Origin of the sequence: Bacillus sp. JJ783, from assembly GCF_036963225.1 — a bacterium.
In the GTDB taxonomy this organism is placed as follows: Bacteria; Bacillota; Bacilli; order Bacillales; family Bacillaceae_G; genus Bacillus_A; species Bacillus_A cereus_U.
In genome coordinates this window covers 23882-46630 of sequence record NZ_JBALMG010000092.1, presented here as the reverse complement: position 1 = coordinate 46630, position 22749 = coordinate 23882, and the positions used below count along the sequence as shown (strand labels likewise).

Below are 22749 nucleotides of genomic sequence, written 5' to 3'. Positions count from 1 at the left end.
CAAAAGAGCCCTTTCAACATATTTGAAAGGGTTTTTTGAATATATGATATTTTACTAAATTAAACAAAATAAGGGCCAAAATACTCGTTTTTATTATAAATAGTTATAAACTTGAATAATATTAAATAATATCGTTCATTATATGAGGTTTTAGTTGAATGCATACTATATGATGTGTAAAATCTAAGCAAGTAGGTTAGAATACTGCTTGCAAATGGCAGTATAAATAATTATTTGAGGTGAATACATGCTAGATTTTAAACAATTAGAAATTTGTTTGAAAGAAAAGAGATTTGTAGATGGATTACATGAGATAAATAATGAAATTGCACATATAAAAGAAACGAATAAGTTATCATACGCGAAGAACTGGCTTTCTAACGTCTCGTCACCCAAGGAGTTTGATACATTAATTCGTCTTGCTGATGAAGGTTTGATGCATCAATATAGCTCCTTTTTAATTCGGTATACGTATAAAAAATTCCCAAATATGAGAACGCTCTCTTTATATTGTGATGAGTTAATTGATGAGCGTAAAATTCTTGATGCTGAACAATTGTTAAAAGATTCTTTGGAAGAGGTAAATGAAGAGGAAACTGATGCGGATGTTTTAACGAAAGCATATTTTACGTTAGTTAGATGTTTGTTAGATATGAAGCGAAATGAAGAGGCCTATGCCTATATGCAAAAGGCGGAAAAGTATAGTACACGTGCAGTTTTTGATAAATGGGGTTACTTATATATACAGACTGGTGAGTGGGAGAAGGCAGAGGAACAACTTTTATCCGGTCAGCAGCATAAAGATTGTGAAGAGTTAGCTACGTACTTATTGGCGCAATTATATGCATATAAAGGTGAACAGCAGCGAGCATTACAACTTATTAATGATGCGATTGCAAAGTTCCCTCAAGTACCATATTTCTATTTTGAAAAAGTAAAATATTTATTAGATTTAGAGCGCTATGAAGAAATGTTAGCGGTAATAGATAAAATTAATCATATGCTTCCGCATCATGCATATACAACTTATTTTATACATTTACGTGCAGAAGCATTTTATAAAACGAATAGTATTCACGATTTGCAAGCACTATTGAAAAGTGAAAAGAGTTTGAAGAATTCTCTATATCATCATATAGAAAAAAATCCTGATGGAAAAAAGGTTCGTTTACCGATAGTTCCGGTTGTACAAAAGGATAACTATTGCGTTCCGACAAGTTTGGAAATGATGTTAGGGGTATGGGGAGAAAAACGTACGCAAGATGAAATTGCACAATATATTTTTGATGTAACAGGTTCTAAGTTTTCAGATACAGTTACATATATAGAAGAGCAAGGTTACGAATATCGTTATTTTCAAGGGAATGAGGAAAATTATAAGAGATTACTCAATCAAGGTATTCCCGTTTTATTAAGTATAGATATTGAGCACGCTTCCCATGTACAAGTGCTTTCTGGTTATGACGATGTACTGCAAGCTTTTTATATTCAAGATCCGAATTTCTTGGAACCGATTCTTGTGGAATATGATAAGTTGCAAGAAAAATATCGTTATACAGATTGTTTAGCTATTACGTTTATACCGAAAGATAGAATAGAACAACTTTCATTTTTAAATGAGGAAGAACACACTTATTATAAAACAATCTTTTCTCTTACAGATCATTTAGCTGAGCAAGATAAAGAGGGGATTGAAAAGTTAGTACTATTTTTAAAAGAAACAAGTGAAAATCCAAACACTTGGCTATATACGATTAAACATTTAGATGCTGAAGTAGATAAAGATTTTATTCAGTTTTGTATAGAAAAATTAATGGAAAAGTTTCCGAGCTCTGACTTTGTGAAATTGCATAGTGCACAGTGTTTTATTCGCCTGCAAGATATGGAAAAAGCAGGACATATGCTTCAAAGTGTGGAGAAGAAAAGCAATCAAGCGTTGTATCATTTTATAAATGGACGTTACTCTTTTGAGCAAGATAATTATGCAGAAGCCATTGCTAGTTTTCGTTCATCATTACAATTGGATGCAGATCAACCAGTTGCGTGGAGTTTCTTAGCATTATCATACATGTATATGGATCAATCCGAAAAGGGGCTAGAGTATTCTCTAACAGCTATAGAACGTAGCCCAGAAAGGTTTACACTTGTAAATCACGGTTTGATTTTAATAGATTTAGAACGATATGAAGAAGCATATGGATTCTTTAATGATTTATTAAAAGAATATAAGTGTGAAGCGCACATATGGTATGAACGTGCAAGATGTGCTCAGCATTTAGGAAAAGTGTATTTGGCGGTAAAAGGACTTAAAGTAGCAATTCAATTAGATAAAACGGCAGCGTATTTATATACGAAGCTTTCGGAAATCTATGAATCAGATTTGGATGATGGGAATAATGCGAAGGAAATTTTATTCCAAGGAATTCAAAATTGTGAAGATCAGGCATCTTTATATGTTCGTTTAGGAGATGTGCATTTTCAAAATGATGAACTTGAAGAAGCGAAAACTATATATAAGCGTTCTTTAGAAGAAAATAATGAAGATGTATATGCCCATTTCGGTTTAACTCAAGTTTATATGGCAAAGGAACAATATGAGGATGCAAAAAACTATATTGTTAGTATTAATAAGCAATTTGAAGACAATCAAGATTTCCTTATGAATGCTGGCATGGTGCTATGGGATGCTGAAATTGCATTAGGTGGGGATGAAAAAGGGTTAAAACTTGCACTTTCTAAATTAGAGATCGGTATACGAAGCGTATACGCTAATATAGCGAGCGTGTTGGATGAGTATGTAAATCGAATAAAAGACACAGCTTTTGTGCAACGAGGCATAGCGTTTTTAAGAACGTTAGAAAAAGAGAAAACGGAAGTAATTGAATACGGTTGTTACGCTGGTGTTTTATATGAATCTATTGGACAGTATGATCAAGCAATAAAACGGTATAATGATGCACTTAAGAAAAAACAGGATTCATTGCCGTATTTCCGAATCGGTGAAACATTCATGGCGTTAGGGCAATTTCAAGAAGCGAAGCATGCGTATGAAACATGTTTAGAAATGGATAAAAATTTCACAGGTGTACATGTGCAACTAGCAGAAATATATGAAAAAGAAGAAAATAGTTCTAAAGAACAAAGTCATATGGTCCAGGCAATGAAAGAAGAGCCTTTGCATATTAATATGGAATATTTGGCACAGCTTTCAGTAGATTTGAATCTTCATGAAGAATTGCTAGTTGAACTAGAACAATTAGCAGAAGAGGTACCAGAAATATGGCGTTTAGATGCAATTGCATACGTATATGGTGCGATGGATGAGGTAAATAAAGAAAAAGAATATATTGAATGCGCAATGAAAATAGATGAAGCGCATGTGGAAGTACTATATCATTATGCGAAAGTACTAGTTAAAAAGCAGAGTGCAGAAGCAATCGAAGTTGCGCTGAAAGTAATGCATAAAGATTTAGAAAGTGAACGTATATTTGGTGTGTACGTAAAAGCAATGGAGCAACATAAAAAATTATCTCAAATAAGAGACGCACTTCATACGTTAAAGGTCAGAAAAGCAGAAAGAAGTAGAGCGTTTGTGTATGCAGCTACTGCGGTTGCCGAAAGATTAGTAGAAAGGCAGCAACATGAGCAACCGAAAAAATCTATATTTACAAGAGCATTTTATCGCATGAAAAATCGTGCGAAGGAAATTTCAATGATTACAGTTGTTATCGATTTATTTGAAATCTCCTTAAAGTTAAATCCAAAAAATAGTATGGCAGCGCAGCGTTTTGCACTATTTTACGAGAATGCAGCGATGAATAAAGAAGCGATAGAGGTATTACAAACATCGTTAGAAAATAAGTGGGATTATGATGTAGCGAAGCAACTTGTAAATCTTTTCATTGAGTGTGAGGAAGAGGATATGTTACGAGATGCTTTTGAATTAACGAAACAAATGGTTCGAGAGCTACCGGATGATTATGATACTCTTCTTTTACAAGCGAATGTATTATGTAAGCTAGGCGAAGAAAGAAAAGCCGAAAAAATTCACTTGCAATTAATTGAGAAAACGCCATTTGTAAGTAGAGGATTCCTTGCTTTAGCAGAAGTATATCAAAGTCAAGAGAGGTATGAGGATGCGATTTATTTATTAGAAGATGCTTCTGTACATCATCCAAATGAAACGGCAATTCTTCTTGCTTTAGCATCTTCGTATCATAAAGCTGGGCAAACGACAAAGGCAGAAAAAATAACAAGTGAAATATTAGCAATTGATGCTACTGACTTGTTAGCAAGATACGATCATGCTTGTTACTTAGCGTTATTAAATAGAAATGAAGAAGCGAAAGAAGAACTTGAAATTGTGCTTCGTGAAGATGAAACAGGATTTTTCGCTGAACTTGCAGAGGAAGATGAAGATTTAGCAGGATTGCGAGAGTTTGAAAAGTAATTGTATAAGAATAGAGAAAAAGGGTATAAATAAAAATATATTTTGAATTAGTTGACAATTAATTGCCCAATGGCATAAAATAACTTTTAATAAAGTATACAAATCTGAAGACGAGAAAGAGTAAAATATTGAGCTGTTCCCCAGAGAGCCGGTGTATTGCTGAAATCCGGTGTGCAGACGTTATTTGAAAATCATCTCCGAGGAGCCGTGGCTGAATAAAGTAAGCTCGGACGGATGTCTACCGTTACAAAGAACGCGTATGTTAGTACGTTGCTAAGTGCTATTAGTGAAAAGCTAATAGAATTAGGGTGGTAACGCGGGTAAACCCGTCCCTACTTCATAGGGACGGGTTTTTTGTGTGCTTTTAAAAAATTCAAAGGAGTGATTGTACATGAAAAAAGTAGATGTAAAAGAGTCAGCTGTAGGGAGAGAAACACGTATTCGTAAGCAGTGGAACGAACAAAGTATTTTCGAGCAATCAATTCAGAATCGAGAAGGCGCACAATCTTTTGTGTTTTATGAAGGGCCACCAACTGCGAACGGATTACCACACGTCGGCCATGCACTTGGACGGGCGATTAAAGATTTAGTAGCGAGATATAAAACGATGGCTGGATATAAAGTTTTAAGAAAAGCCGGATGGGATACACATGGATTACCTGTAGAATTAGGCGTTGAAAAACAACTTGGTATTTCAGGTAAACATGAAATCGAAGAGTACGGCATTGAACCATTTATTCAAAAGTGTAAAGAAAGTGTATTCACATATGAGAAGCAGTGGCGTGAATTTACGGAGAGTATTGGATATTGGGTAGATATGGATGATCCGTATGTTACTCTAGAGAATCCATATATCGAAAGTGTATGGAATATTTTAGGGACGATTCATGAAAAAGGTTTGTTATATAAAGGGCATAGAGTTTCACCGTATTGTCCAAGCTGTCAAACATCTCTTAGTTCACATGAAGTTGCACAAGGATATAAAACAGTGAAAGATTTAAGCGCGACAGTTAAGTTTAAAGTGAAAGATAGTGAAAATGAATATTTCCTTGGATGGACGACAACACCGTGGACACTCCCAGCGAATGTTGCACTTGCCGTACATCCGAATATGGAATACGTTAAAGTGAAACAAGAAGGGTATGTGTACATTGTTGCGAAAGAACGTGTACAAGAAGTACTAAAAGAAAACTATGAAGTACTATCTGTTCATAAAGGTGAAGAATTATTAAATACATCGTACACAGCACCGTTTCCGATGAAGGAAGTTACAAATGGATACCGTGTTATTGCGGCAGATTTTGTTACTGCGGATAGTGGTACAGGACTCGTTCATATCGCTCCAGCATATGGGGAGGACGATTATAAAGTCGTTCAAAGTGAAGGGTTATCGTTCTTACATGTTGTAGATGAAAAAGGTGAGTATACAGAAGCGGTACCATTTCTTGAAGGTAAGTTTGTAAAAGAATGTGACGTTGATATCGTTCGTTATTTAGCAAAGGAAGGTTTACTATATCATAAAGAAAAATATGAGCATAGCTATCCACATTGTTGGCGCTGTGATTCACCATTACTTTATTATGCAGGAGAAAGTTGGTTAATCCGAACAACTGAGATTAAAGAAACATTTTTACAAAATAATGATACTGTCACGTGGTATCCAGATCATATGAAACATGGACGCTTTGGTAAGTTTTTAGAAAATATGGTGGACTGGAATATTAGCCGAAATAGATATTGGGGAACACCGTTAAACGTATGGGAATGTGAAAGCTGTGATCATCAATTCGCACCAAAAAGTATTGCTGAATTAAGAAAGCATAGTACAAAAGAAACGCCTGAAGATTTAGAATTGCATAAGCCATATGTAGATGAAGTACAAGTGTGCTGTGAAAAATGCGGAAGTACAATGAACCGTACACCAGAAGTAATTGATGTTTGGTTTGATAGTGGTTCCATGCCTTTTGCGCAATATCATTACCCGTTTGAAAATAAAGAGTTATTTGAAGAACAGTTTCCAGCAGATGTAATTGCGGAGGGAATTGATCAAACACGTGGCTGGTTTTATAGTTTATTAGCGGTATCGGCACTATATACAGGGAAAGTACCATATAAACGAGTATTATCACTTGGGCATGTTCTAGATGAAGAAGGACAGAAAATGTCTAAAAGTAAAGGTAACGCACTAGATCCTGTTGATTTAGTAGAGAAGTTTGGTGCCGACGCTCTAAGGTGGGCTCTACTCGTTGATAGTGCGCCGTGGAATGCGAAACGATTTTCTGAAAGAACAGTACAAGAAGCGAAATCTAAATTTGTAGATACGTTAGTCAATGTGTATAGCTTCTATGTGTTATATGCGAGTTTAGATGAATATAATCCGAAAGAAAAATATGAAGTTAAGCGTACGAAATTAGATGAATGGGTGTTATCAAGATTGCATAGCACAACGAGAAAGGTAAGAGCTGCACTTGATGATTATCAATTCACAAATGCAGCTCGTGAAATTGCTGCTCTTGTAGATGAAGTGAGTAACTGGTATGTAAGACGTTCACGCAATCGTTTTTGGGAATCTGGTATGAATCCTGAAAAAGCAGCTGCGTATGAAACACTTCATGAAGTGCTTGTAACAATTAGTAAATTAATCGCACCATTTACACCGTTTGTAGCTGAGGATATTCATCTGAATTTAGAAGGAAGCAGCGTTCATTTAGCAGATTATCCGGTTGTAAACGAATCACTTATCCAGCCTGAGTTAGAAGCGGAAATGGACGCTGTTTTACAAGTTGTTGAACTTGGAAGAAGTAATCGTAATCAACATTCATTAAAAGTAAAACAGCCGTTAGCAGAGCTTGTATTACTTGAGCATAACGAAAGTGATATGGATTGGGAATCTTATCGTGATATCGTAATGGATGAGCTAAATGTGAAAGCATTCCATGTTGAACTGGATGAATCGAAATACACATCATATCAATTAAAGCTGAATTTTAAAACAGCGGGACCGAAGTTTGGTAAAAATGTGAATGCAGTAAACGGGTGGTTAAAACAATTATCACAAGAAGAAGTACAAAATTTTGTATCAACAGAAAAAGCAGTATATGAGGCAACAGCAGGGGAAGAAGTAATTGTCACGGCTGAAGATGTATTAGTAGAGAAAGTTGCGAAATCAGGATTCTCAAATACGACTAACGGACAATATACGGTTATGTTAGATACGAATGTAACTGAGGAATTGTTACAAGAAGGAGTAGCACGTGAATTTATTCGTGCAGTTCAAGAATATCGTAAGCAGTTGAATTTACCGGTTAATTTACGAGTGGATGTAATTCTTGATACAGAAGAAGAACTACAGCAAACATTAACGAGTCATAAAGATTTATTGGAAGAAAACTTACTCGTCAAGCAATTTACATTTGGTCACTTAACGAATCAGGACGATGAACTTTCTTTAGGTGAGACAAAAGTCCGAATTAAATTAAACGCGGCTAATTAAAGAAAAAAGGAAGTTGGAATGATTCCAACTTCCTTTTTGCATGCTAAGAGATTATCCGGCCAATTTCCTCATAATCCATTCGATAGGGCCTCTAGAAAATTTCTTTCTCCATAAAACGCTAAATAATACACTGAAAATGAAAAATCCAGTAGCAAATAGTAAAACGAATAATAGTGTTTGATGTTCCATCCTATTTAATAGAATCAATATCCCAATACCGATAAATACATGACTTACATAATGAGTTAATGTTAATTGGCCTGTTTGTACAATGGATGTAATAAACCAATTTTTTTCATGTTTTTCAGCAATGTAGAGGCAAATTATTAATATAGCAATAGCGGATCCTGCAGCAGATGCGACGTATAATATATTTGGTAAAATAGGGCCTGTATTAAACAAAAATGTAGATGCTTCCTCACCAATGTATGGGATAAAAAGGTGAGTTAACGCTTTGGACAATAGCTCTATAATTATCGTTACTGTTATACCGAGTAAGAGCAATCTATGTCTAATTTTTCTATTATGAAGATCTAATCTGCCAATTATCATACCGATTAAGAAGAAAGAAAACCATGGGAAAATAGGGTGATAGCCATTAAAAAATAAGTTACGAAGAAAACCTTTTAAGGTCCAAAAGTCTATATAGTTTATAAATGGGATTGTGCCTCCCCATCCTTCGAAGGCGTTGAAAGTAAGTTGGAGATATTGTGCAGCAAGTAAAATAATGATAGAAAGCCATATTAGTATAGTTCTTCGTACAGTAATTAGTAATGCAGCGATGAAAAGGTAAACGCCGTAGTAGTGTAAAATATCACCCGTCCATTCCATTACATACAATAATAATCCTAAAATAAATAAGAATAGTGATCGTTTCCAAATCAATATTCGGCTGGTATTGATTTTTATTTTCTCTTGGCTAGCAACAGATGATTTAGTCATTAAAGTTATGCCAATCCCAGCAAGTATAACAAACAAGGCAGAAGCTCTACCTTCAAAAAATGACATAAAGGTTTTTAACAGAGGAGGCCCATTTCCTTCCGCCCCTGTTATCACCATGAAATTAACTAGTAACATTCCAAACATCGCCCACGCTCTAGCAAAATCTAAGCCGATAATTCGTTTTTTAGTTTTCATATGAATCACTTCTTTCGAATATGCTGTGGACAGCTTCAATCCATATTTGTTTATAATTCATATTTACATCAAACATCATGAAGTTTCCAATATTATCAAGTACTAATGCCAACATATGAGCTTTTGAAACTAGATTTTTATTTTGAATGAGTTGAAGTTCATTTGCTTTTGTGAGCAGTGATTCAAATCCGTTTAAATATTCTGTTTGTACAGTTAGTAATCGATCTTTGTACATATCGTTTCTTGAAGATAGTAATACATATTCTTGTAATACACGATTAAAATAAGGATCTTTCTGTTGTTCGTCTATCATTTTAAAGCCAATTTCAATACATTTCTCAATGAAATTCTCTTTCGTAAACTCTTCTGTATGGAAGAAAGAGGAGAACTGCATCGCTTCGCATAATTCATTAAAAATACTTTCGATTAATGCATCTTTAGATTTAAAGTAATAATAAATAGATGGCTTGGCGATACCAACTTCTTCAGCAATCATTGTATAGGTCGTTTTGGCAATGCCGTGTCTGGCAAATAGTCGATAACTTGCTCCAACTATGGAAGAGAGTGTTTCTTCACTTTTGCTCATGATAAGTCCTCCTAATAAAACAGGTTACATATAGTGTAGCATTCATCAGTAACTTTTTTCAACCTACCGTTAGGTAAAAAATATCCTATTTTTCAATACATTATTTAAAATAATATAAGGTGAAGGAAATTGGTAAAAGAAATATATTTCTAAAGTATTTTTCTCATTTTATACATAAATATTGAGAAAATTTCACTCACCCTAAATGGAAAGGTAATAGAATTGCTCGTATAGAAATACTCGTAGATTCACTTTATTTCGTTACTTGTGGACAGTAATAGCCTTATAGGAATGGGGTAAAGGTTTCAATTTATTTGGGGGAGTGGTTCTATGTTAAACAAAAAAATGGTGGCAATGGCAATGACTGTGCCATTAGTAATGGGGACAATTTCTACTGTTTCGGCACTGGAAAAACAACAGCAAGTAAAGTTAGAAGCTTATTCACCACAGAAAAAAGCAATTGAATATTTAAAGGGACATGCTACGGAATATGGATTGAAGGCGGACCTTTCAGACTTACAATATATTTCTACAACAGAAACATCAGTAGCTTCATATGTTAGGTTCCAACAAGTAGTTAATGGTGCTCCTGTATTTTCAAAACAAATTACAGTTACTCTTAACGGTGAGGGAAAAGGATTACTTGCCGTTTCTGATTATCAGCCTGTTACAGGTGTGAAGGAAGTTACGAAAAAAATTAGTGAAAAAGATGCAGAACAAAAATCGATGGCGTATGTTGGAGGAGAAAGTGAGCAAAATCTATGGGCTCCTACAGAAAAAGAATTCGGATATATTGTTGAAGAAGGTGTCGCTCTTCCAGTATATAAAGTGGTAGTCCATTCTAATAATCCATTCGGTGCATGGGAAACATTCATTGATGCAGAAAATGGAAAGTTAATTAAAAAGGTTGATATAAACCGAAAAGCAGAAGGAACAGGAAAAGTATTTTTACCTAATCCTGTCGTATCTAGTGGTAGTAAAACAGGATTAAAAGATAGTAATGATGCAGATTCAACAGCACTAACGAATCAACTGAAAACTGTTACGTTAAAAGGTTTAGATGGTACAGGATTTTTAATTGGTGAGTATGTTACAATTTCTTCAAAAGCGAAGACGAAATCTACAAACTTACAATTTAACTATACACGTGCAAATGATAGCTTTGAAGATGTTATGTCGTATTATCATATCGATACATTGCAGCGTTACATTCAAGGATTGGGCATTAACAATATTAATAATCGTTCTATTAAAGTGAATGTAAATGGTACAACTGATGATAACTCATTTTATTCACCATCAACGAAAGCCTTAACTTTCGGTACTGGCGGAGTAGATGATGCAGAAGATGCGGGCATTATCGCGCATGAATATGGACATTCTATTCAAGATAATCAAGTACCAGGCTTCGGAAGTTCACCAGAAGGTGGAGCGATGGGAGAAGGGTTTGGAGACTTCTTAGGTGCTACTTATGAAGATGCGGTATCGACGACAGGATACGGGAAAGCATGTGTTGGAGAATGGGATGCGACTGCTTATTCTAGTTCAGATCCAACGTGCCTACGCCGATTAGATACGAATAAAGTATATCCGAAAGATATAACGAATGAAGTGCATAATGATGGGGAAATTTGGGCTCAAGGTCAATATGAAATGGCGCAAGCTTTTGGGCGTGATGTAGCAACAAAAATTATTTTACAATCACATTGGTCATTAACGCCAAATGCTAAATTCCGTGATGGAGCGAAGGCGATTAAACAAGCAGATGCTCTTTTATACGGCGGACAACACGCGGCTGAAATTGATCGCATTTGGGCAGCGAGAGGGATTAGTACGAATTAATTAAAAACGTCGTGGCATTTATAAGCCACGACGTTTTTAATTTGCTTAAGAACTGGTACTGGAAAATTTATTGATATCGGTAATAATGTACATATACCGATAAATTTACTTTACTGCTTCTTTAAAAACAAAATGCTCTTTAAATTTTCTAGATTCAAATTTTTGACCGTTTCTCATGGAGAGGAAAGGATGTTCTTGCCACGTAATGATCACGTCAATCTTATCTGCTTTTGTAGAAACTGGAAAATTAGCGTGTTCAAATCCAGTTTTTCCGCCCGCTAGACGACTTTCTTTTAGGGAAAAGAGTTCATATTTTGTTTTCGTATGTGGTTCATTCCGAAAAACTTCAACTTGTACATTATACACTTCACTTTTTCCAAGATTTTTTACAGAGAAATGATATGTTTGAAATACACCTTTTTTTGGTTGTAACAATTTTTCACTCGTTCTTTTTACTTCATCAATATTCACTTGCCATTGATCAGAGTTTTGAGAGATTGGTAAAGACTTTGGCGAATAGGCATATGTTTCATTTACAACAATAAGGCAAAACAAAAGGAGAAAGAAACTAATTGCTTTTTTCATATGTACACCTCCGATAAAACTTTAATAATAATATGCGTGGGAAACGTGTAATTCATGTAATAAAATGGAAAAATAAGTGCAATTGAAAGAATTTGAGAAGGATAAAATATTTCTAAGCTGTCAAATGATAATTGTCTAGAGTTCAATGTTCATATTACATACCTTTAGAAGGGGGCTGTTTAGTGAGAAATCGCAATATTTTCCTAAAAAGGCTTGCGTTTTATAAAACAAAGAGATAGAATACTCTGTAAATATAAAAAGTGATGATTAGGAAAAGTACATGATGCATGGGTCTACAGAGAGCAATCGGTTGCTGGGAAGATTGCGATACCACATGATGGAAAGACACCTGTGAGTGTTGCTTTGAACGTGATTATTAGTAAAAGCAAACGGTACCTACCGTTATCAGGGCTAAGATGGTCATTATGACAATTTGGGTGGTACCGCGGAAAAATCCGTCCCTATTTATAGGGGCGGATTTTTGTATTCTTTGAAAGGGGGTGAGTGACCGTGGATGATGACGACGACAACAATAACAATAACGTAAATAAATATAAAACTATTGGAGGGAAATATAATGGATCAAATAATGAAGCGTTCACTCACACGAGAATGTACGGAGCATACCGGAAAGACGGTATTACTACAGGGATGGGTAAAAAAGATTCGTCATCTTGGCAATGTTAGTTTTTTATTATTACGGGACCGGACAGGAGTTATTCAATGCGTATTAGAAAGCGAGTTGGCTGGATATAAAGTAGATGTTGAAAGTGTCGTCGAAGTAATTGGTGAAATAGTTGAGACACCGAAAACAGAATTAGGGGTTGAAGTACTTGCACATGAAGTGAACGTATTAAATAGTGCAGAACAACTGCCATTTGAAATAAATAAAAAGAAGTTACAAGTTGGCTTAGACCAATTATTGAATGAGCGGGTCTTATCATTAAGACATGAGCGAACCACGGCGATTTTTAAAGTGAAATCTACACTTGTTCAAAGCTTTAGTGAATTTCTAATAGAGAACGATTTCACACGTATATTTACTCCGAAAATTGTTTCGCAAGGGGCAGAAGGAGGAGCGAATGTTTTTAAGCTCCCATACTTTCAAAAAGAAGCTTATTTAGCACAATCACCACAGTTTTATAAACAAATGATGGTAGCGGGAGGACTCGAGCGTGTATTTGAAGTTGCACCTGTTTACAGAGCGGAGCATCACAATTCTTCCCGTCATTTAAATGAGTATATTTCGTTAGACGTAGAAGTAGGATTTATTCATGATTTTCATGAAGTGATGCAATTAGAAACAGATGTTTTACGATACATGTTTCAACAAGTAGGAGAAAAATGTGAAAAAGAACTACAACTATTACAAATAACAGTACCTATCATTGCAGAAATTCCTAAAATCACATTATCAGAAGCACAAGAAGTTTTGAAAAGTAAGTATCGAAAAGAATCTCCTATAGGGGATCTAGATACAGAAGGTGAAAAATTACTGGGGAAATATGTGAAAGAAACATATAATAGTGAATTTGTATTCATTACACATTATCCGAAAGAAGCGCGACCTATGTATACAATGCCGAATAAGGAGAACGAAGCCATAACGGATTCATTTGACCTATTATATAAAGGATTAGAAATAACGTCAGGTGCACAGCGTATTCATAATCATGAAATGTTACTCGCATCGTTTAAAGAAAAAGGATTACATCCAGAGAAATTTCAATCGTATGTAGATACATTCCGCTACGGATGTCCGCCGCATGGCGGCTTTGGAATTGGATTAGAACGAGTTGTGTATAAGCTTTTAGAGTTATCGAATGTGAGAGAAGCGAGTGCTTTTCCGAGAGATTGTACACGTCTTATACCATAACATTAAAACCCTTCTATAATATAGAAGGGTTTTGTGCATTTCAACAGATGTTAAAGGGAATAATAATGGTTTTTTTCGTGTGAAAATATGTAAATTATATCAAGAAAATTTTATAATGAATTGAGAAATAGAAAATTCATAAGTTATAATAAAATATGAATATAAAAATAGTTCATATAATAATGTATGGAAGGTTATGAAACATGTTATATCAAACTCAAGCAACACAACAAACACCAGCTTATATAATCTATCTTCTGGATGTAAGCGCATCAATGAATCAAATGATGGATGCAGGCGGAGAAGAAAAAAGAAGGTATGAAGTAGAGATGGAACTTTTTCATATCCCAGAATTTGTTCCTTTTATAGGAGATAAAGATGTAGTCGTAAAAGGTGAATTGGGTTTGGGAACACTTGGCTATGACTTTAAATTAGGAAAAGAAACGGGATTATATGTTGGAGATGGTTATGGATTAGGTGCTACCATTAAGTTTGAGGATTAAGAGAGGAGCATATTAATATGCAATCAATTAAGGCTGGAAAATATATTACATATGTTGCAATTGTTATATTACTTGTAGTTGCTATTACGTCTTCTTATGAATTACCTAAAAAGATTGGCTTTATTATAGGTGTTCTTATTTTAGGAGCATGTGCACTTGGTACTAATAAACTTTACGAACGGATGTATAGTAAATTTAAAAATAAATAATGTATAACATAAGAGGGGGAATAAATAAATGAAACTTTTACCAATCGGAACAGTAGTGAAACTAGAAGGTGTAGAACCTGTCATTATGATAATTGGAAGAATGATTGTATCAGCAGATAAACGTGATTTTGATTATGTGGGTGTTCCTTACCCAGTAGGCTATCTAGGTGATGAAAAAGTATTGTGTTTTAATCATGATAAAATTGTAGAGGAAATGCATAGAGGGTATATGACTGAGAGTGAATTGGTTCTACGTGAGAAATTAGTAGAAATGTAAATTAGTTGGAAAATACATGTAGATTTTAAAAATACGATAGGGGAAACAAAATGGGAAAGATAATGAGAACCATTGTAATCATAGGCATACTTGTTCCTCCAGTGCTGCTGTGGAGTGCACCTGATATTCCTCTAAATAATAAACTTCTGTTTACAGGTTTACAACTAACTGTAGGATTCATCGCAGTAGTAGCGTTAGAGGTTATATTTAGAAATCGGAAAAAGAAGCAGGCAAAATAGATATAAATTGTATAGAGTGGCAGATAAGAATATTAGTAGTTAATCTTCTCAATTAAAGAAACTAACAAAAGCAAGGAGAAATCCTTGCTTTATTTTTGTACAAAAATAACAAGTAGAATATTATTAAATTAGGATATTCGAGGGTAGAGGTTACAAAACCTTAAATTCTTTCATAGCAGACTTAAGTAGCATTTTCTTATCAGTCCTTTGTTAGTTTATAGAAACAAAAAAGAGGACTACTCCTGAGCCAGCTGATTGTCTATGAAAGGAAACAAGTGTTTTTGCTTTTGTAGTAATACTAAATAGAAAAAATCATAAATAAGAAAATCACCATTTTGATCTTTGTGAACAATGGGGTTTTTATAGTATGTTGCGAATTCTTTTAATAAACTTTCTTTTTAAAGGATACAGGGGATTTCTTTTTTCGTTTTTTTCTTTAGCTAAAACACTTAATAAAAGCGAGTTATCTATATAATTTACATCTTTGTCTAGTGCGGTTTGCATTCCAGATAACATCATATACACAGCTAAAATAACGATAGTGAAAAATAAAACGGGGCCGAATGCTACCCAAGGTAAAATATTCAAAAACTGGTGATTATAACTAAGTGAAACAAGTGTACCAGCAATGTTAAATGAAATGGCTTGAAACAGTGCTAAATGCAGTAATAAAACTAAAGTTTGTAGCATTTGTTGATTAATCCAAATGAAAATCTTTGGTGTAAGAAAGGGTTTTAAATGAATCTTACAAATGTGAAAAAACCCACCACCTAATGTTTTAGAACTTGTCACAAATTCATTTTGTAGTAATAAACGAATTTCATTGCTGAAAAGTTGTACTAAATTAGGTACACTAATAAAAATTAAAACCGAAAGCGTATAAGTAAGCCAAAGGTGTTTATCCTCTGGGGATACAAACAATACTGGTGATAATAAAAAAATTGCTAATAAGGTAGTGGGGACGTATTGGAATGTTTCAAATAAAATATCTAAAAATCGTACATATCGATAAAAATATGCATGAAGAACACCGAGTATAAGTGAAAAGACGATACGGAAAAAGCTAATAATTACAGCATAAAAAATTGGTGTTTTTGCATCATATAGAGTCCAAACTAAAACATCATTTCCTTCTTTATCAACACCGAGAGGGTGAGAAAAAGAGGGCGGTGCTGGGGCAGTACTAGTTATTTTATCGTTGATATATTGATAAGCAGGAACAGGTTTGATTTTTCCTGCGTCTACTTTCTCTTTCGTAATAAAACTTGAAATAATAATAGCTACTAAAATAAAAAGACCGATTAAAAATCGTATATTAAAAACTACCTTTTTAAGCATGTAAATCCCTTCTTCCTGGTAAAATGCGTTTTAATAGTTCAAAGGAGAGATAGAATGGAATTGTTAAAATTAATATACTTACCGTAATAATTTCAGGTGTTTGATGCATAATTAAAAATTTAAATAAGCCGTAGGAATTAAATAAATACTCCAGTACGATCATATTGGAAATCATAAATAAAAAAATAGATTTTGCATTATAAAAGATGGAGAGTAAGGCATTGATAAGCACGTGTTTATATAAAATGTAAAACGGTTTTAATCCTTTTGCGACCGCAACGTTTATATAATCTTTTTGCAGCTCATCGTTATAATTTAACAAACAAATTTTGTATAAGTAAATAATCGGTAAAATACTCAGTGTTAATATCGGTAACAAATATGTTTTTTCTTGCATAGTAGAAAAAGGAACCGTAACGAGTATATTTGTATTTTTATAAATCCAAATGACAAATAACTGTACGCAGACGACAAAAAATAAGTCTGGCAATGATTCTAGTACGTGTAAAGTTTTAAGAATAAGAGATTGAATACGTTTAGGAAAGTAAAATGTAAGTATAGTAAAAGTAGTAGAAAGAAGTACGGCGATAAGGAAGGCACAAATCATAATAGTTAATGTATGCGTATATGATTCTAGTAAATATGGAAAAAGATCACGGTCTGGCGACTGAGTGCCAGCATTGCTAATTTTATAAGTAATACTTGTAGGATGAAACAAAGAAGAAATAACATTTGATATCGAATCTAAATAGTTACTAAAATTGAATTGTAAAGTTGGTGTAGGTGGAATTGCTAGCGATTTTGCTGAATTTGGAGGTGTACCAAAAAACAATTGTGGCAAGGAACAAATTGCAATAATGCCAAGAATGATGAGAAATGAGCGGATAACAAAAAAACAACCGTTCTTAAATAGTGACATAACGTTTGAATCTCCTTTTATTTTTATTGTAAATATTTTCTATAAATCTATATGAAAATCCTTTTCGACAAAAAAATTAATCAATACCTTGACAGTTATAAATATAACCGATATACTTCATATTAATTTAAAAAGAAAATATATTCTAAATATTAAAATGTGTTGAATAGGAGTAGTAAGGTCATGTATTTGTACAGAGAGCTATGGGTTGGTGCGACATAGTCAAATGACATCCTGAACTCGCCTAGGAGCAGTAAGGTGGAACGGAATTACATTCTTAGTAAATCTTAACGGTTAACCTTCGATATTAGGTTTGTAATCAAACGATTACTACTAAGGTGGATTCATAATGGAATCAATAAGGGTGGTACCGCGTTAAGTAAATGGCTTAGCGTCTCTTTATTTAAAGAGATGCTAGGCCATTTTTTATTTTATAGAAAAAGAAATGGAGGGTTTATTTGGACTGGTTTATAAAATTTAATTATTTATATAAAAAGATTTAATTAGGAGGAAAATAAGATGAAACAGACGGAGCAATGGACTTCAAAATTAGGTTTTATAATGGCTGCGGCAGGATCAGCAATTGGACTAGGCGCAATATGGAAGTTTCCTTATATCGCTGGAAAGAGCGGGGGAGGAGCATTCTTTTTAATCTTTATATTATTTACTGTATTAATTGGACTACCGCTACTAATAGCTGAATTTATGATTGGACGCAGTACACAGAAACAAGCAGTTGGAGCATTTAAAAGTATAGCGCCAAATACAGGATGGCACTGGATTGGACGTCTTGGTGTTGGAACTTGTTTTATATTACTTTCGTTTTATAGTGTTGTAGGTGGATGGGTACTAATTTATTTATTCAGAGGAGTAACTGGACAACTTATTACTCCAGGACAAAATTATAGTGCATTATTCACAGAGACAATTGGAAATCCCACTTGGGCCATTATCGGACATTTTGCATTTATGTTCATTACGATATGGGTTGTATCAAAAGGTGTACAAAATGGGATTGAAAAAGCAAGTAAATATATGTTACCAGCGTTGTTCGTATTATTTGTCGCTCTTATTATTCGTTCATTAACACTTGATGATGCGATGCAAGGTGTGAAGTTTTTCTTACAGCCGGATTTCTCAAAAATTACTTCAGAAAGTATTTTGTTCGCAATGGGGCAATCATTCTTTGCGATTAGTATAGGAATTTCGATTATGGTTACGTATAGCTCGTATTTAAATAAAAAAGAAAGTTTACCAAAATCAGCAGTTACGATTGTTGGATTGAATTTATTCGTTTCTTTATTTGCGGGACTTGCTATATTTCCAGCAGTATTTTCATTAGGAATGGAGCCAACAGAAGGACCTGGATTACTATTTATCGTATTGCCATCTGTATTTAGTCAAATTCCATTCGGTGGACTATTCTTAACAGTATTTCTTGCGTTATTTACATTTGCGACATTAACATCGGCATTTTCACTACTAGAGACGGTCGTTTCAGCATTAGCAAATGGCGAGCAAGAAAGAAGAAATAAACTATCATGGATCATCGGTTTCTGCATTTTCCTAGTAGGTATACCATCTGCGTTATCATTTGGAGTATGGAGTGATATTACGATTTTTGGGAAGAATATTTTTGATGCGATAGACTTCTTATCTAGTAATATATTAATGCCACTCGGAGCATTATTCATTAGTATTTTCGTATCATTCAAAATGGAAAAGAAAGTGTTAGAAGCAGAATTTTTTGTAGGTGGAAATTACGGAAAGAAAGTATTCACTTGTTGGGCATTTTTACTTCGATTTATAGCACCACTTGCAATAATTATCGTCTTTTTAAATGTAATAGGGATCATTTAAGGAAAAATGTTATAATATTCAGTAAAAAAAGAAGGTGATGATAATAAAAACGAATTTGATTGAAGTTGGGAAATACATAAACATTAGAGGGAAAAAGCTATATGTTGAAACACATGGAAGTCCTAAAAATAAACCAGTATTATATTTGCACGGTGGACCAGGAGAGAGCTGTTATGATTTTTCATTTCATCAAGCGGAACGATTAAAAGAATCATTGTATGTAATTATGTTAGACCAACGAGGAGTTTGTCGTTCGGAAGTAATTACTGAGGAAGAACCTTTTGGATTAAATGATTTAGTTGAAGACTGTGAGGCAATAAGAAAACTATTACAAATTGAGAAATGGTCGGTAATCGGGCACTCTTTTGGTGGGTATTTAGCATTGTTATATGTAGCGATGTATCCAAATTCAATAGAGAAAATAATATTTGAAGGGCCAACTTTCGATTTTTCATTAACAAGTAGAGCTTTGTTACAAAAAACAGGGGATTTATTAATAAAGTATGGAAAAGAAGCAGCGGCAGAAGAGTGCCTGAATTATTCATCTAATAATGCTAGTTCAGAAGAGTTGCTAGAAGCTTATATAAGATTAAGCTCTGAATTAGAAGAAAAAAGAATGGAGATTTACAATTATAAGGAAGATGAGACGGACGATAGTTTATATAGTGACGAAGAGTGGGAACAATTTTCAAATCGTTCAAAAACCCATTTTGATAAATTAAAATCAGAGGGAGCATGTCATACGTCATTATTATCAAAAATAAAAGATGTACAGAATCCAATGTTATTAATTGTAGGAAAACATGATGTAGTAACGTGTGAAAAGCAAATTGAAATATTCAATCGAGATTCTCTAAATGGAAAGTATATCATATTCGAAGAAAGTGGTCATACACCACATTATGAAGAAGCAGATCGATTTGCTGAAACAGTCATTCATTTTTTGAAATAAAAAAAGAAAGGGTGCTTCTAATAATGAGAAGCACCTTTTTTAAATTTCTGGATAAGTGATTGTAATGTTAGGCCATTTGCTTTGCCAATTCTTTTTATTAACCCTATTTTTGTACATATGTATTCGTTCTTTCGTTTCACGAAAATGGGCTGTAGGCTTCACTTGTAATGAAAGTACATCTTCAATTCCGCACGGGGATGTTAATATGACATTATTCTTCTCGTCTAATGTAACACCAAGTGCGGTTGCTGTTTCAGGAAATTTAGAAATAGCATCAACAGCAGAAGAATATGGTGGCATGTTATTCACCACATGCATACGAGCTTGATTCTTTACTGACCAAGGGATAGTAGTATCCATAATCATTAGTTTCGTTTCTAATGATTGTTCGTATGTCTCATCTTTATGTAATTGATCAAAATAGATGACATCAACATCTGGTGTAGCTGTTCGTACTTCGTAGTTATGTAAAGTATCCCAAATTTTAGAACGGACAAACCCAGCGCAAATCCACCAATCAGGTAGCTCTAGTGATTTTGCCATTTGTAATACATTCATTATCCACGGATCATTTTGGATCAATTGAATAATATCTTGTTCGGTTTTAATAGTCATTTGATAGTACACCTACTTTTTTTAGAGAGTGAATTAATTCATAAGCTTAATAATCCATGTAATCCAGTAAGCACCTGGTATGAATAATAGTTGCGCTAATAATGTACCGAGAAGTCTAGAAATCATGAGCCAACCATACATCTTACTCATTGCTTCAGCACCTTCTTCTGATTGAAGAGCCCGTTCTGTTAAAAGAGCGATACGTGGATCTAGTAAAACTGTTAATAAAATAGTAGCAAAACCATTAACAAGACCAGAAGCTGTAGTAGCCTTTGTTGCATAAGTCGGATTTAAAAAAGAAGCATATAGTGCGGAAAGAACACCAGCTGTATAAATGGCAGTTGCAAACATATTAATAAGCATAATTCGCTTCGGAATTCCGCCAATACGCATTCGATGAATCATCTCAAACTTTGGAAAGCGTACATATTTTTTTGTGTACTTTAATTTTTGAATGTTATTCGTCTTCATCATTCGAATGAATGAACCATCTGTTTCAAAGTTTTGAATTACGTATCCAAATAGCTTTGTCAAAGTTGGATAGAGTATAATCGCGAGCAATGTACCGACAGAAGCAGATAATAGAACGAGCCGTATAATATGCTCTAAATCAATAGAAGAATCTAGCTTTGCTTCATCGACAATACCACCAATTAAAAAAGCTTGTAGTAAGTTAGACGTTCTTGAAATAAGTAGTACCATTCCTACGATGGATAAGGCAACGACAATCTTTTTTAAACGTACACCAGCTAATCGAATACTATAAGAGCTAGTTTCAACCGCGTGGATAACAATTGTGAAAGCCATTATAAAAATTAACGTAATTGACATTTGATTCACCAGTTTCTATTAAATTAATTATAACTTGTTCACTTTATCATATCTTTTGTGATTTTGTAACTGAAAGTATAAGGGGTAGAAAAAGTAATTTTCTGAAAAGTTAAATGGTGATAGTATAGTAAAGGTGCAAGTAGGAGAATGGTCTTAATGGGGTAGATATAAAATCAGTGGGGGAATGAAATATGTATACAACATTTCTATTTGATTTAGATGGAACATTAACTGATCCGAAAGAAGGGATTATAAATTCTGTTCTATACGCGTTAGAAAAAATCGGGATCGAAGAAGTAAATATAAGCGAGTTAGATTCATTTATCGGCCCACCAATACAACAATCTTTTGTAGATAGATATAATATGAATGAAATAGAAGTAGAACGAGCAGTGTTTTATTTTCGGGAATATTTAAAGCAAAGTGGTTTATTAGAGAATAAAGTATACGATGGAATTGGAGCCCTATTGCAAGAATTAAAGGATGCTGGCAATCGTTTGTTTGTAGCAACTTCAAAGCCTACTGTATTTGCGGAACAAGTAATAGAGCACTTTCAGTTAACATCTTTTTTTGAAGAGATTGTAGGGAGTAATTTAGATGGGACAAGAATAAAAAAGGAAGAAATAATTGCTCATATTTTACAAACAAATGAAGAACTTCAAAAAGAAGAAATGGTGATGATTGGTGATAGAAAGCATGACGTAATCGGTGCGAACAGTAACGGAATTGCTTCAATAGGTGTATTGTATGGATATGGTAATGAGAATGAATTGAGTGATGCTGGGGCGATTCATATAGTGAAAGATGTCGAAGAGTTACAAAGCTTTTGTATAGAGAATAGTACGATAAAACTATAGAAATAGAACCTAGAAATCCCTTTATAACATATGACGATGAAATCGTTTTTGTTTAAAGGGATTTTACATATGTAATCGAATACTATAATTAGACAATTTTAGCATGAAAAATTTGTAATAAAGTAAAACTTTAATTAGTGGAAGTTTTGTCCATCCGGCACTGATTATCAGCCCTCACCA

At 34.0% G+C, this 22749-nt stretch carries 17 protein-coding genes, 1 pseudogene and 3 other annotated features; of the genes and pseudogenes, 11 read left to right on the top strand and 7 right to left on the bottom strand.

Annotation, left to right across the window (positions count from 1 at the left end):
- Nucleotides 1-247: 247 nt before the first annotated feature.
- Both V7038_RS19585 and ileS read left to right on the top strand, forming a co-directional pair.
- Nucleotides 248-4450: a tetratricopeptide repeat protein gene (locus V7038_RS19585; protein WP_335695521.1), complete on the top strand. Its 4203-nt coding sequence runs from the start codon at nucleotides 248-250 to the stop codon at nucleotides 4448-4450.
- A 98-nt stretch (nucleotides 4451-4548) separates the two neighbouring features.
- Nucleotides 4549-4787: a binding site (T-box leader), on the top strand.
- A gap of 54 nt (nucleotides 4788-4841) precedes the next feature.
- A complete protein-coding gene (ileS, locus tag V7038_RS19580) occupies nucleotides 4842-7943 on the top strand; it encodes an isoleucine--tRNA ligase (RefSeq protein WP_002202183.1) in 3102 nt (1033 codons plus the stop codon).
- 51 nt (nucleotides 7944-7994) lie between these two features.
- Here ileS and V7038_RS19575 read toward each other — a convergent pair whose 3' ends face one another.
- On the bottom strand, nucleotides 7995-9080 hold the full coding sequence (locus V7038_RS19575) for a DUF418 domain-containing protein (RefSeq protein WP_002202182.1): 1086 nt from the start codon (nucleotides 9078-9080) through the stop codon (nucleotides 7995-7997).
- Nucleotides 9070-9666: a TetR/AcrR family transcriptional regulator gene (locus tag V7038_RS19570; protein WP_002202181.1), complete on the bottom strand. Its 597-nt coding sequence runs from the start codon at nucleotides 9664-9666 to the stop codon at nucleotides 9070-9072. Before V7038_RS19570 ends, V7038_RS19575 begins: the two co-directional genes overlap by 11 nt.
- A 330-nt stretch (nucleotides 9667-9996) precedes the next feature.
- Between V7038_RS19570 and V7038_RS19565 the strand changes: the two genes are divergently transcribed.
- On the top strand, nucleotides 9997-11508 hold the full coding sequence (locus V7038_RS19565) for a M36 family metallopeptidase (RefSeq protein WP_002202180.1): 1512 nt from the start codon (nucleotides 9997-9999) through the stop codon (nucleotides 11506-11508).
- A 105-nt stretch (nucleotides 11509-11613) separates the two neighbouring features.
- Here the strand turns inward: V7038_RS19565 and V7038_RS19560 are convergent, their stop codons facing one another.
- The gene (locus tag V7038_RS19560; protein ID WP_070146467.1) at nucleotides 11614-12093 is read right to left on the bottom strand and encodes a hypothetical protein; all 480 of its coding nucleotides are present in this window, start codon (nucleotides 12091-12093) and stop codon (nucleotides 11614-11616) included.
- Between the two features lie 254 nt (nucleotides 12094-12347).
- Nucleotides 12348-12559 (top strand) — a binding site (T-box leader).
- 111 nt (nucleotides 12560-12670) lie between these two features.
- On the opposite strand from V7038_RS19560, the gene aspS reads away from it, so the two are divergent.
- The 5 genes and pseudogenes from aspS to V7038_RS19535 all read left to right on the top strand — a co-directional run bounded on the left by aspS (nucleotide 12671) and on the right by V7038_RS19535 (nucleotide 15197).
- Nucleotides 12671-13969 carry an aspartate--tRNA(Asn) ligase gene (gene aspS, locus V7038_RS19555; protein ID WP_002202178.1) on the top strand — a complete coding sequence of 433 codons (1299 nt, stop codon included), beginning with the start codon at nucleotides 12671-12673 and terminating at the stop codon, nucleotides 13967-13969.
- 314 nt (nucleotides 13970-14283) lie between these two features.
- Nucleotides 14284-14472: pseudogene (locus tag V7038_RS19550) on the top strand (WXG100 family type VII secretion target); the annotation flags it as partial.
- A 17-nt stretch (nucleotides 14473-14489) separates the two neighbouring features.
- Complete coding sequence (locus V7038_RS19545; protein ID WP_002202176.1) at nucleotides 14490-14681, top strand: hypothetical protein; 192 nt, start codon at nucleotides 14490-14492, stop codon at nucleotides 14679-14681.
- Nucleotides 14682-14709: 28 nt separating this feature from the next.
- Nucleotides 14710-14958 (top strand): DUF4176 domain-containing protein, encoded by a 249-nt coding sequence (locus V7038_RS19540; RefSeq protein WP_002202175.1) that lies wholly within the window; start codon nucleotides 14710-14712, stop codon nucleotides 14956-14958.
- Nucleotides 14959-15008: 50 nt separating this feature from the next.
- Entirely contained in the window at nucleotides 15009-15197 is a 189-nt protein-coding gene (locus V7038_RS19535) for a hypothetical protein (RefSeq protein ID WP_002202174.1), read from the top strand.
- 360 nt (nucleotides 15198-15557) lie between these two features.
- Here V7038_RS19535 and V7038_RS19530 read toward each other — a convergent pair whose 3' ends face one another.
- Together V7038_RS19530 and V7038_RS19525 are read right to left on the bottom strand one after the other, a co-directional pair.
- Complete coding sequence (locus tag V7038_RS19530; RefSeq protein ID WP_335695520.1) at nucleotides 15558-16535, bottom strand: peptide ABC transporter permease; 978 nt, start codon at nucleotides 16533-16535, stop codon at nucleotides 15558-15560.
- On the bottom strand, nucleotides 16528-17454 hold the full coding sequence (locus V7038_RS19525; RefSeq protein ID WP_002202172.1) for an ABC transporter permease subunit: 927 nt from the start codon (nucleotides 17452-17454) through the stop codon (nucleotides 16528-16530). Before V7038_RS19525 ends, V7038_RS19530 begins: the two co-directional genes overlap by 8 nt.
- Nucleotides 17455-17607: 153 nt before the next feature.
- Nucleotides 17608-17856, top strand: a binding site (T-box leader).
- Between the two features lie 117 nt (nucleotides 17857-17973).
- Between V7038_RS19525 and V7038_RS19520 the strand changes: the two genes are divergently transcribed.
- Nucleotides 17974-19314 carry a sodium-dependent transporter gene (locus V7038_RS19520; protein WP_070128301.1) on the top strand — a complete coding sequence of 447 codons (1341 nt, stop codon included), beginning with the start codon at nucleotides 17974-17976 and terminating at the stop codon, nucleotides 19312-19314.
- 37 nt (nucleotides 19315-19351) lie between these two features.
- Nucleotides 19352-20266 (top strand): alpha/beta fold hydrolase, encoded by a 915-nt coding sequence (locus tag V7038_RS19515; protein WP_335695519.1) that lies wholly within the window; start codon nucleotides 19352-19354, stop codon nucleotides 20264-20266.
- A gap of 39 nt (nucleotides 20267-20305) precedes the next feature.
- Here V7038_RS19515 and V7038_RS19510 read toward each other — a convergent pair whose 3' ends face one another.
- Nucleotides 20306-20881 carry a nucleotidyltransferase family protein gene (locus V7038_RS19510; RefSeq protein ID WP_335695518.1) on the bottom strand — a complete coding sequence of 192 codons (576 nt, stop codon included), beginning with the start codon at nucleotides 20879-20881 and terminating at the stop codon, nucleotides 20306-20308.
- Nucleotides 20882-20914: 33 nt separating this feature from the next.
- Nucleotides 20915-21712, bottom strand: a complete 798-nt coding sequence (locus V7038_RS19505; RefSeq protein WP_002189473.1) for a lipid II flippase family protein — start codon at nucleotides 21710-21712, stop codon at nucleotides 20915-20917.
- A 191-nt stretch (nucleotides 21713-21903) separates the two neighbouring features.
- Between V7038_RS19505 and V7038_RS19500 the strand changes: the two genes are divergently transcribed.
- Nucleotides 21904-22569, top strand: coding sequence for an HAD family hydrolase (locus V7038_RS19500; protein ID WP_070128302.1), 666 nt, complete (start codon nucleotides 21904-21906; stop codon nucleotides 22567-22569).
- Nucleotides 22570-22749 lie beyond the last annotated feature (180 nt).

Excerpts from the sequence above, each read along its gene's own strand:
- V7038_RS19560 (WP_070146467.1), bottom strand. The coding sequence starts at position 12,093 with ATGAAAAAAGCAATTAGTTTCTTTCTCCTTTTGTTTTGCCTTATTGTT.
- V7038_RS19570 (WP_002202181.1), bottom strand. The coding sequence starts at position 9,666 with ATGAGCAAAAGTGAAGAAACACTCTCTTCCATAGTTGGAGCAAGTTAT.
- V7038_RS19565 (WP_002202180.1), top strand. The coding sequence starts at position 9,997 with ATGTTAAACAAAAAAATGGTGGCAATGGCAATGACTGTGCCATTAGTA.
- V7038_RS19545 (WP_002202176.1), top strand. The coding sequence starts at position 14,490 with ATGCAATCAATTAAGGCTGGAAAATATATTACATATGTTGCAATTGTT.
- ileS (WP_002202183.1), top strand. The coding sequence starts at position 4,842 with ATGAAAAAAGTAGATGTAAAAGAGTCAGCTGTAGGGAGAGAAACACGT.
- V7038_RS19525 (WP_002202172.1), bottom strand. The coding sequence starts at position 17,454 with ATGTCACTATTTAAGAACGGTTGTTTTTTTGTTATCCGCTCATTTCTC.
- V7038_RS19530 (WP_335695520.1), bottom strand. The coding sequence starts at position 16,535 with ATGCTTAAAAAGGTAGTTTTTAATATACGATTTTTAATCGGTCTTTTT.
- V7038_RS19540 (WP_002202175.1), top strand. The coding sequence starts at position 14,710 with ATGAAACTTTTACCAATCGGAACAGTAGTGAAACTAGAAGGTGTAGAA.
- V7038_RS19500 (WP_070128302.1), top strand. The coding sequence starts at position 21,904 with ATGTATACAACATTTCTATTTGATTTAGATGGAACATTAACTGATCCG.
- V7038_RS19585 (WP_335695521.1), top strand. The coding sequence starts at position 248 with ATGCTAGATTTTAAACAATTAGAAATTTGTTTGAAAGAAAAGAGATTT.
- V7038_RS19510 (WP_335695518.1), bottom strand. The coding sequence starts at position 20,881 with ATGACTATTAAAACCGAACAAGATATTATTCAATTGATCCAAAATGAT.
- V7038_RS19520 (WP_070128301.1), top strand. The coding sequence starts at position 17,974 with ATGAAACAGACGGAGCAATGGACTTCAAAATTAGGTTTTATAATGGCT.
- V7038_RS19505 (WP_002189473.1), bottom strand. The coding sequence starts at position 21,712 with ATGTCAATTACGTTAATTTTTATAATGGCTTTCACAATTGTTATCCAC.
- V7038_RS19515 (WP_335695519.1), top strand. The coding sequence starts at position 19,352 with ATGATAATAAAAACGAATTTGATTGAAGTTGGGAAATACATAAACATT.
- V7038_RS19575 (WP_002202182.1), bottom strand. The coding sequence starts at position 9,080 with ATGAAAACTAAAAAACGAATTATCGGCTTAGATTTTGCTAGAGCGTGG.
- aspS (WP_002202178.1), top strand. The coding sequence starts at position 12,671 with ATGGATCAAATAATGAAGCGTTCACTCACACGAGAATGTACGGAGCAT.
- V7038_RS19535 (WP_002202174.1), top strand. The coding sequence starts at position 15,009 with ATGGGAAAGATAATGAGAACCATTGTAATCATAGGCATACTTGTTCCT.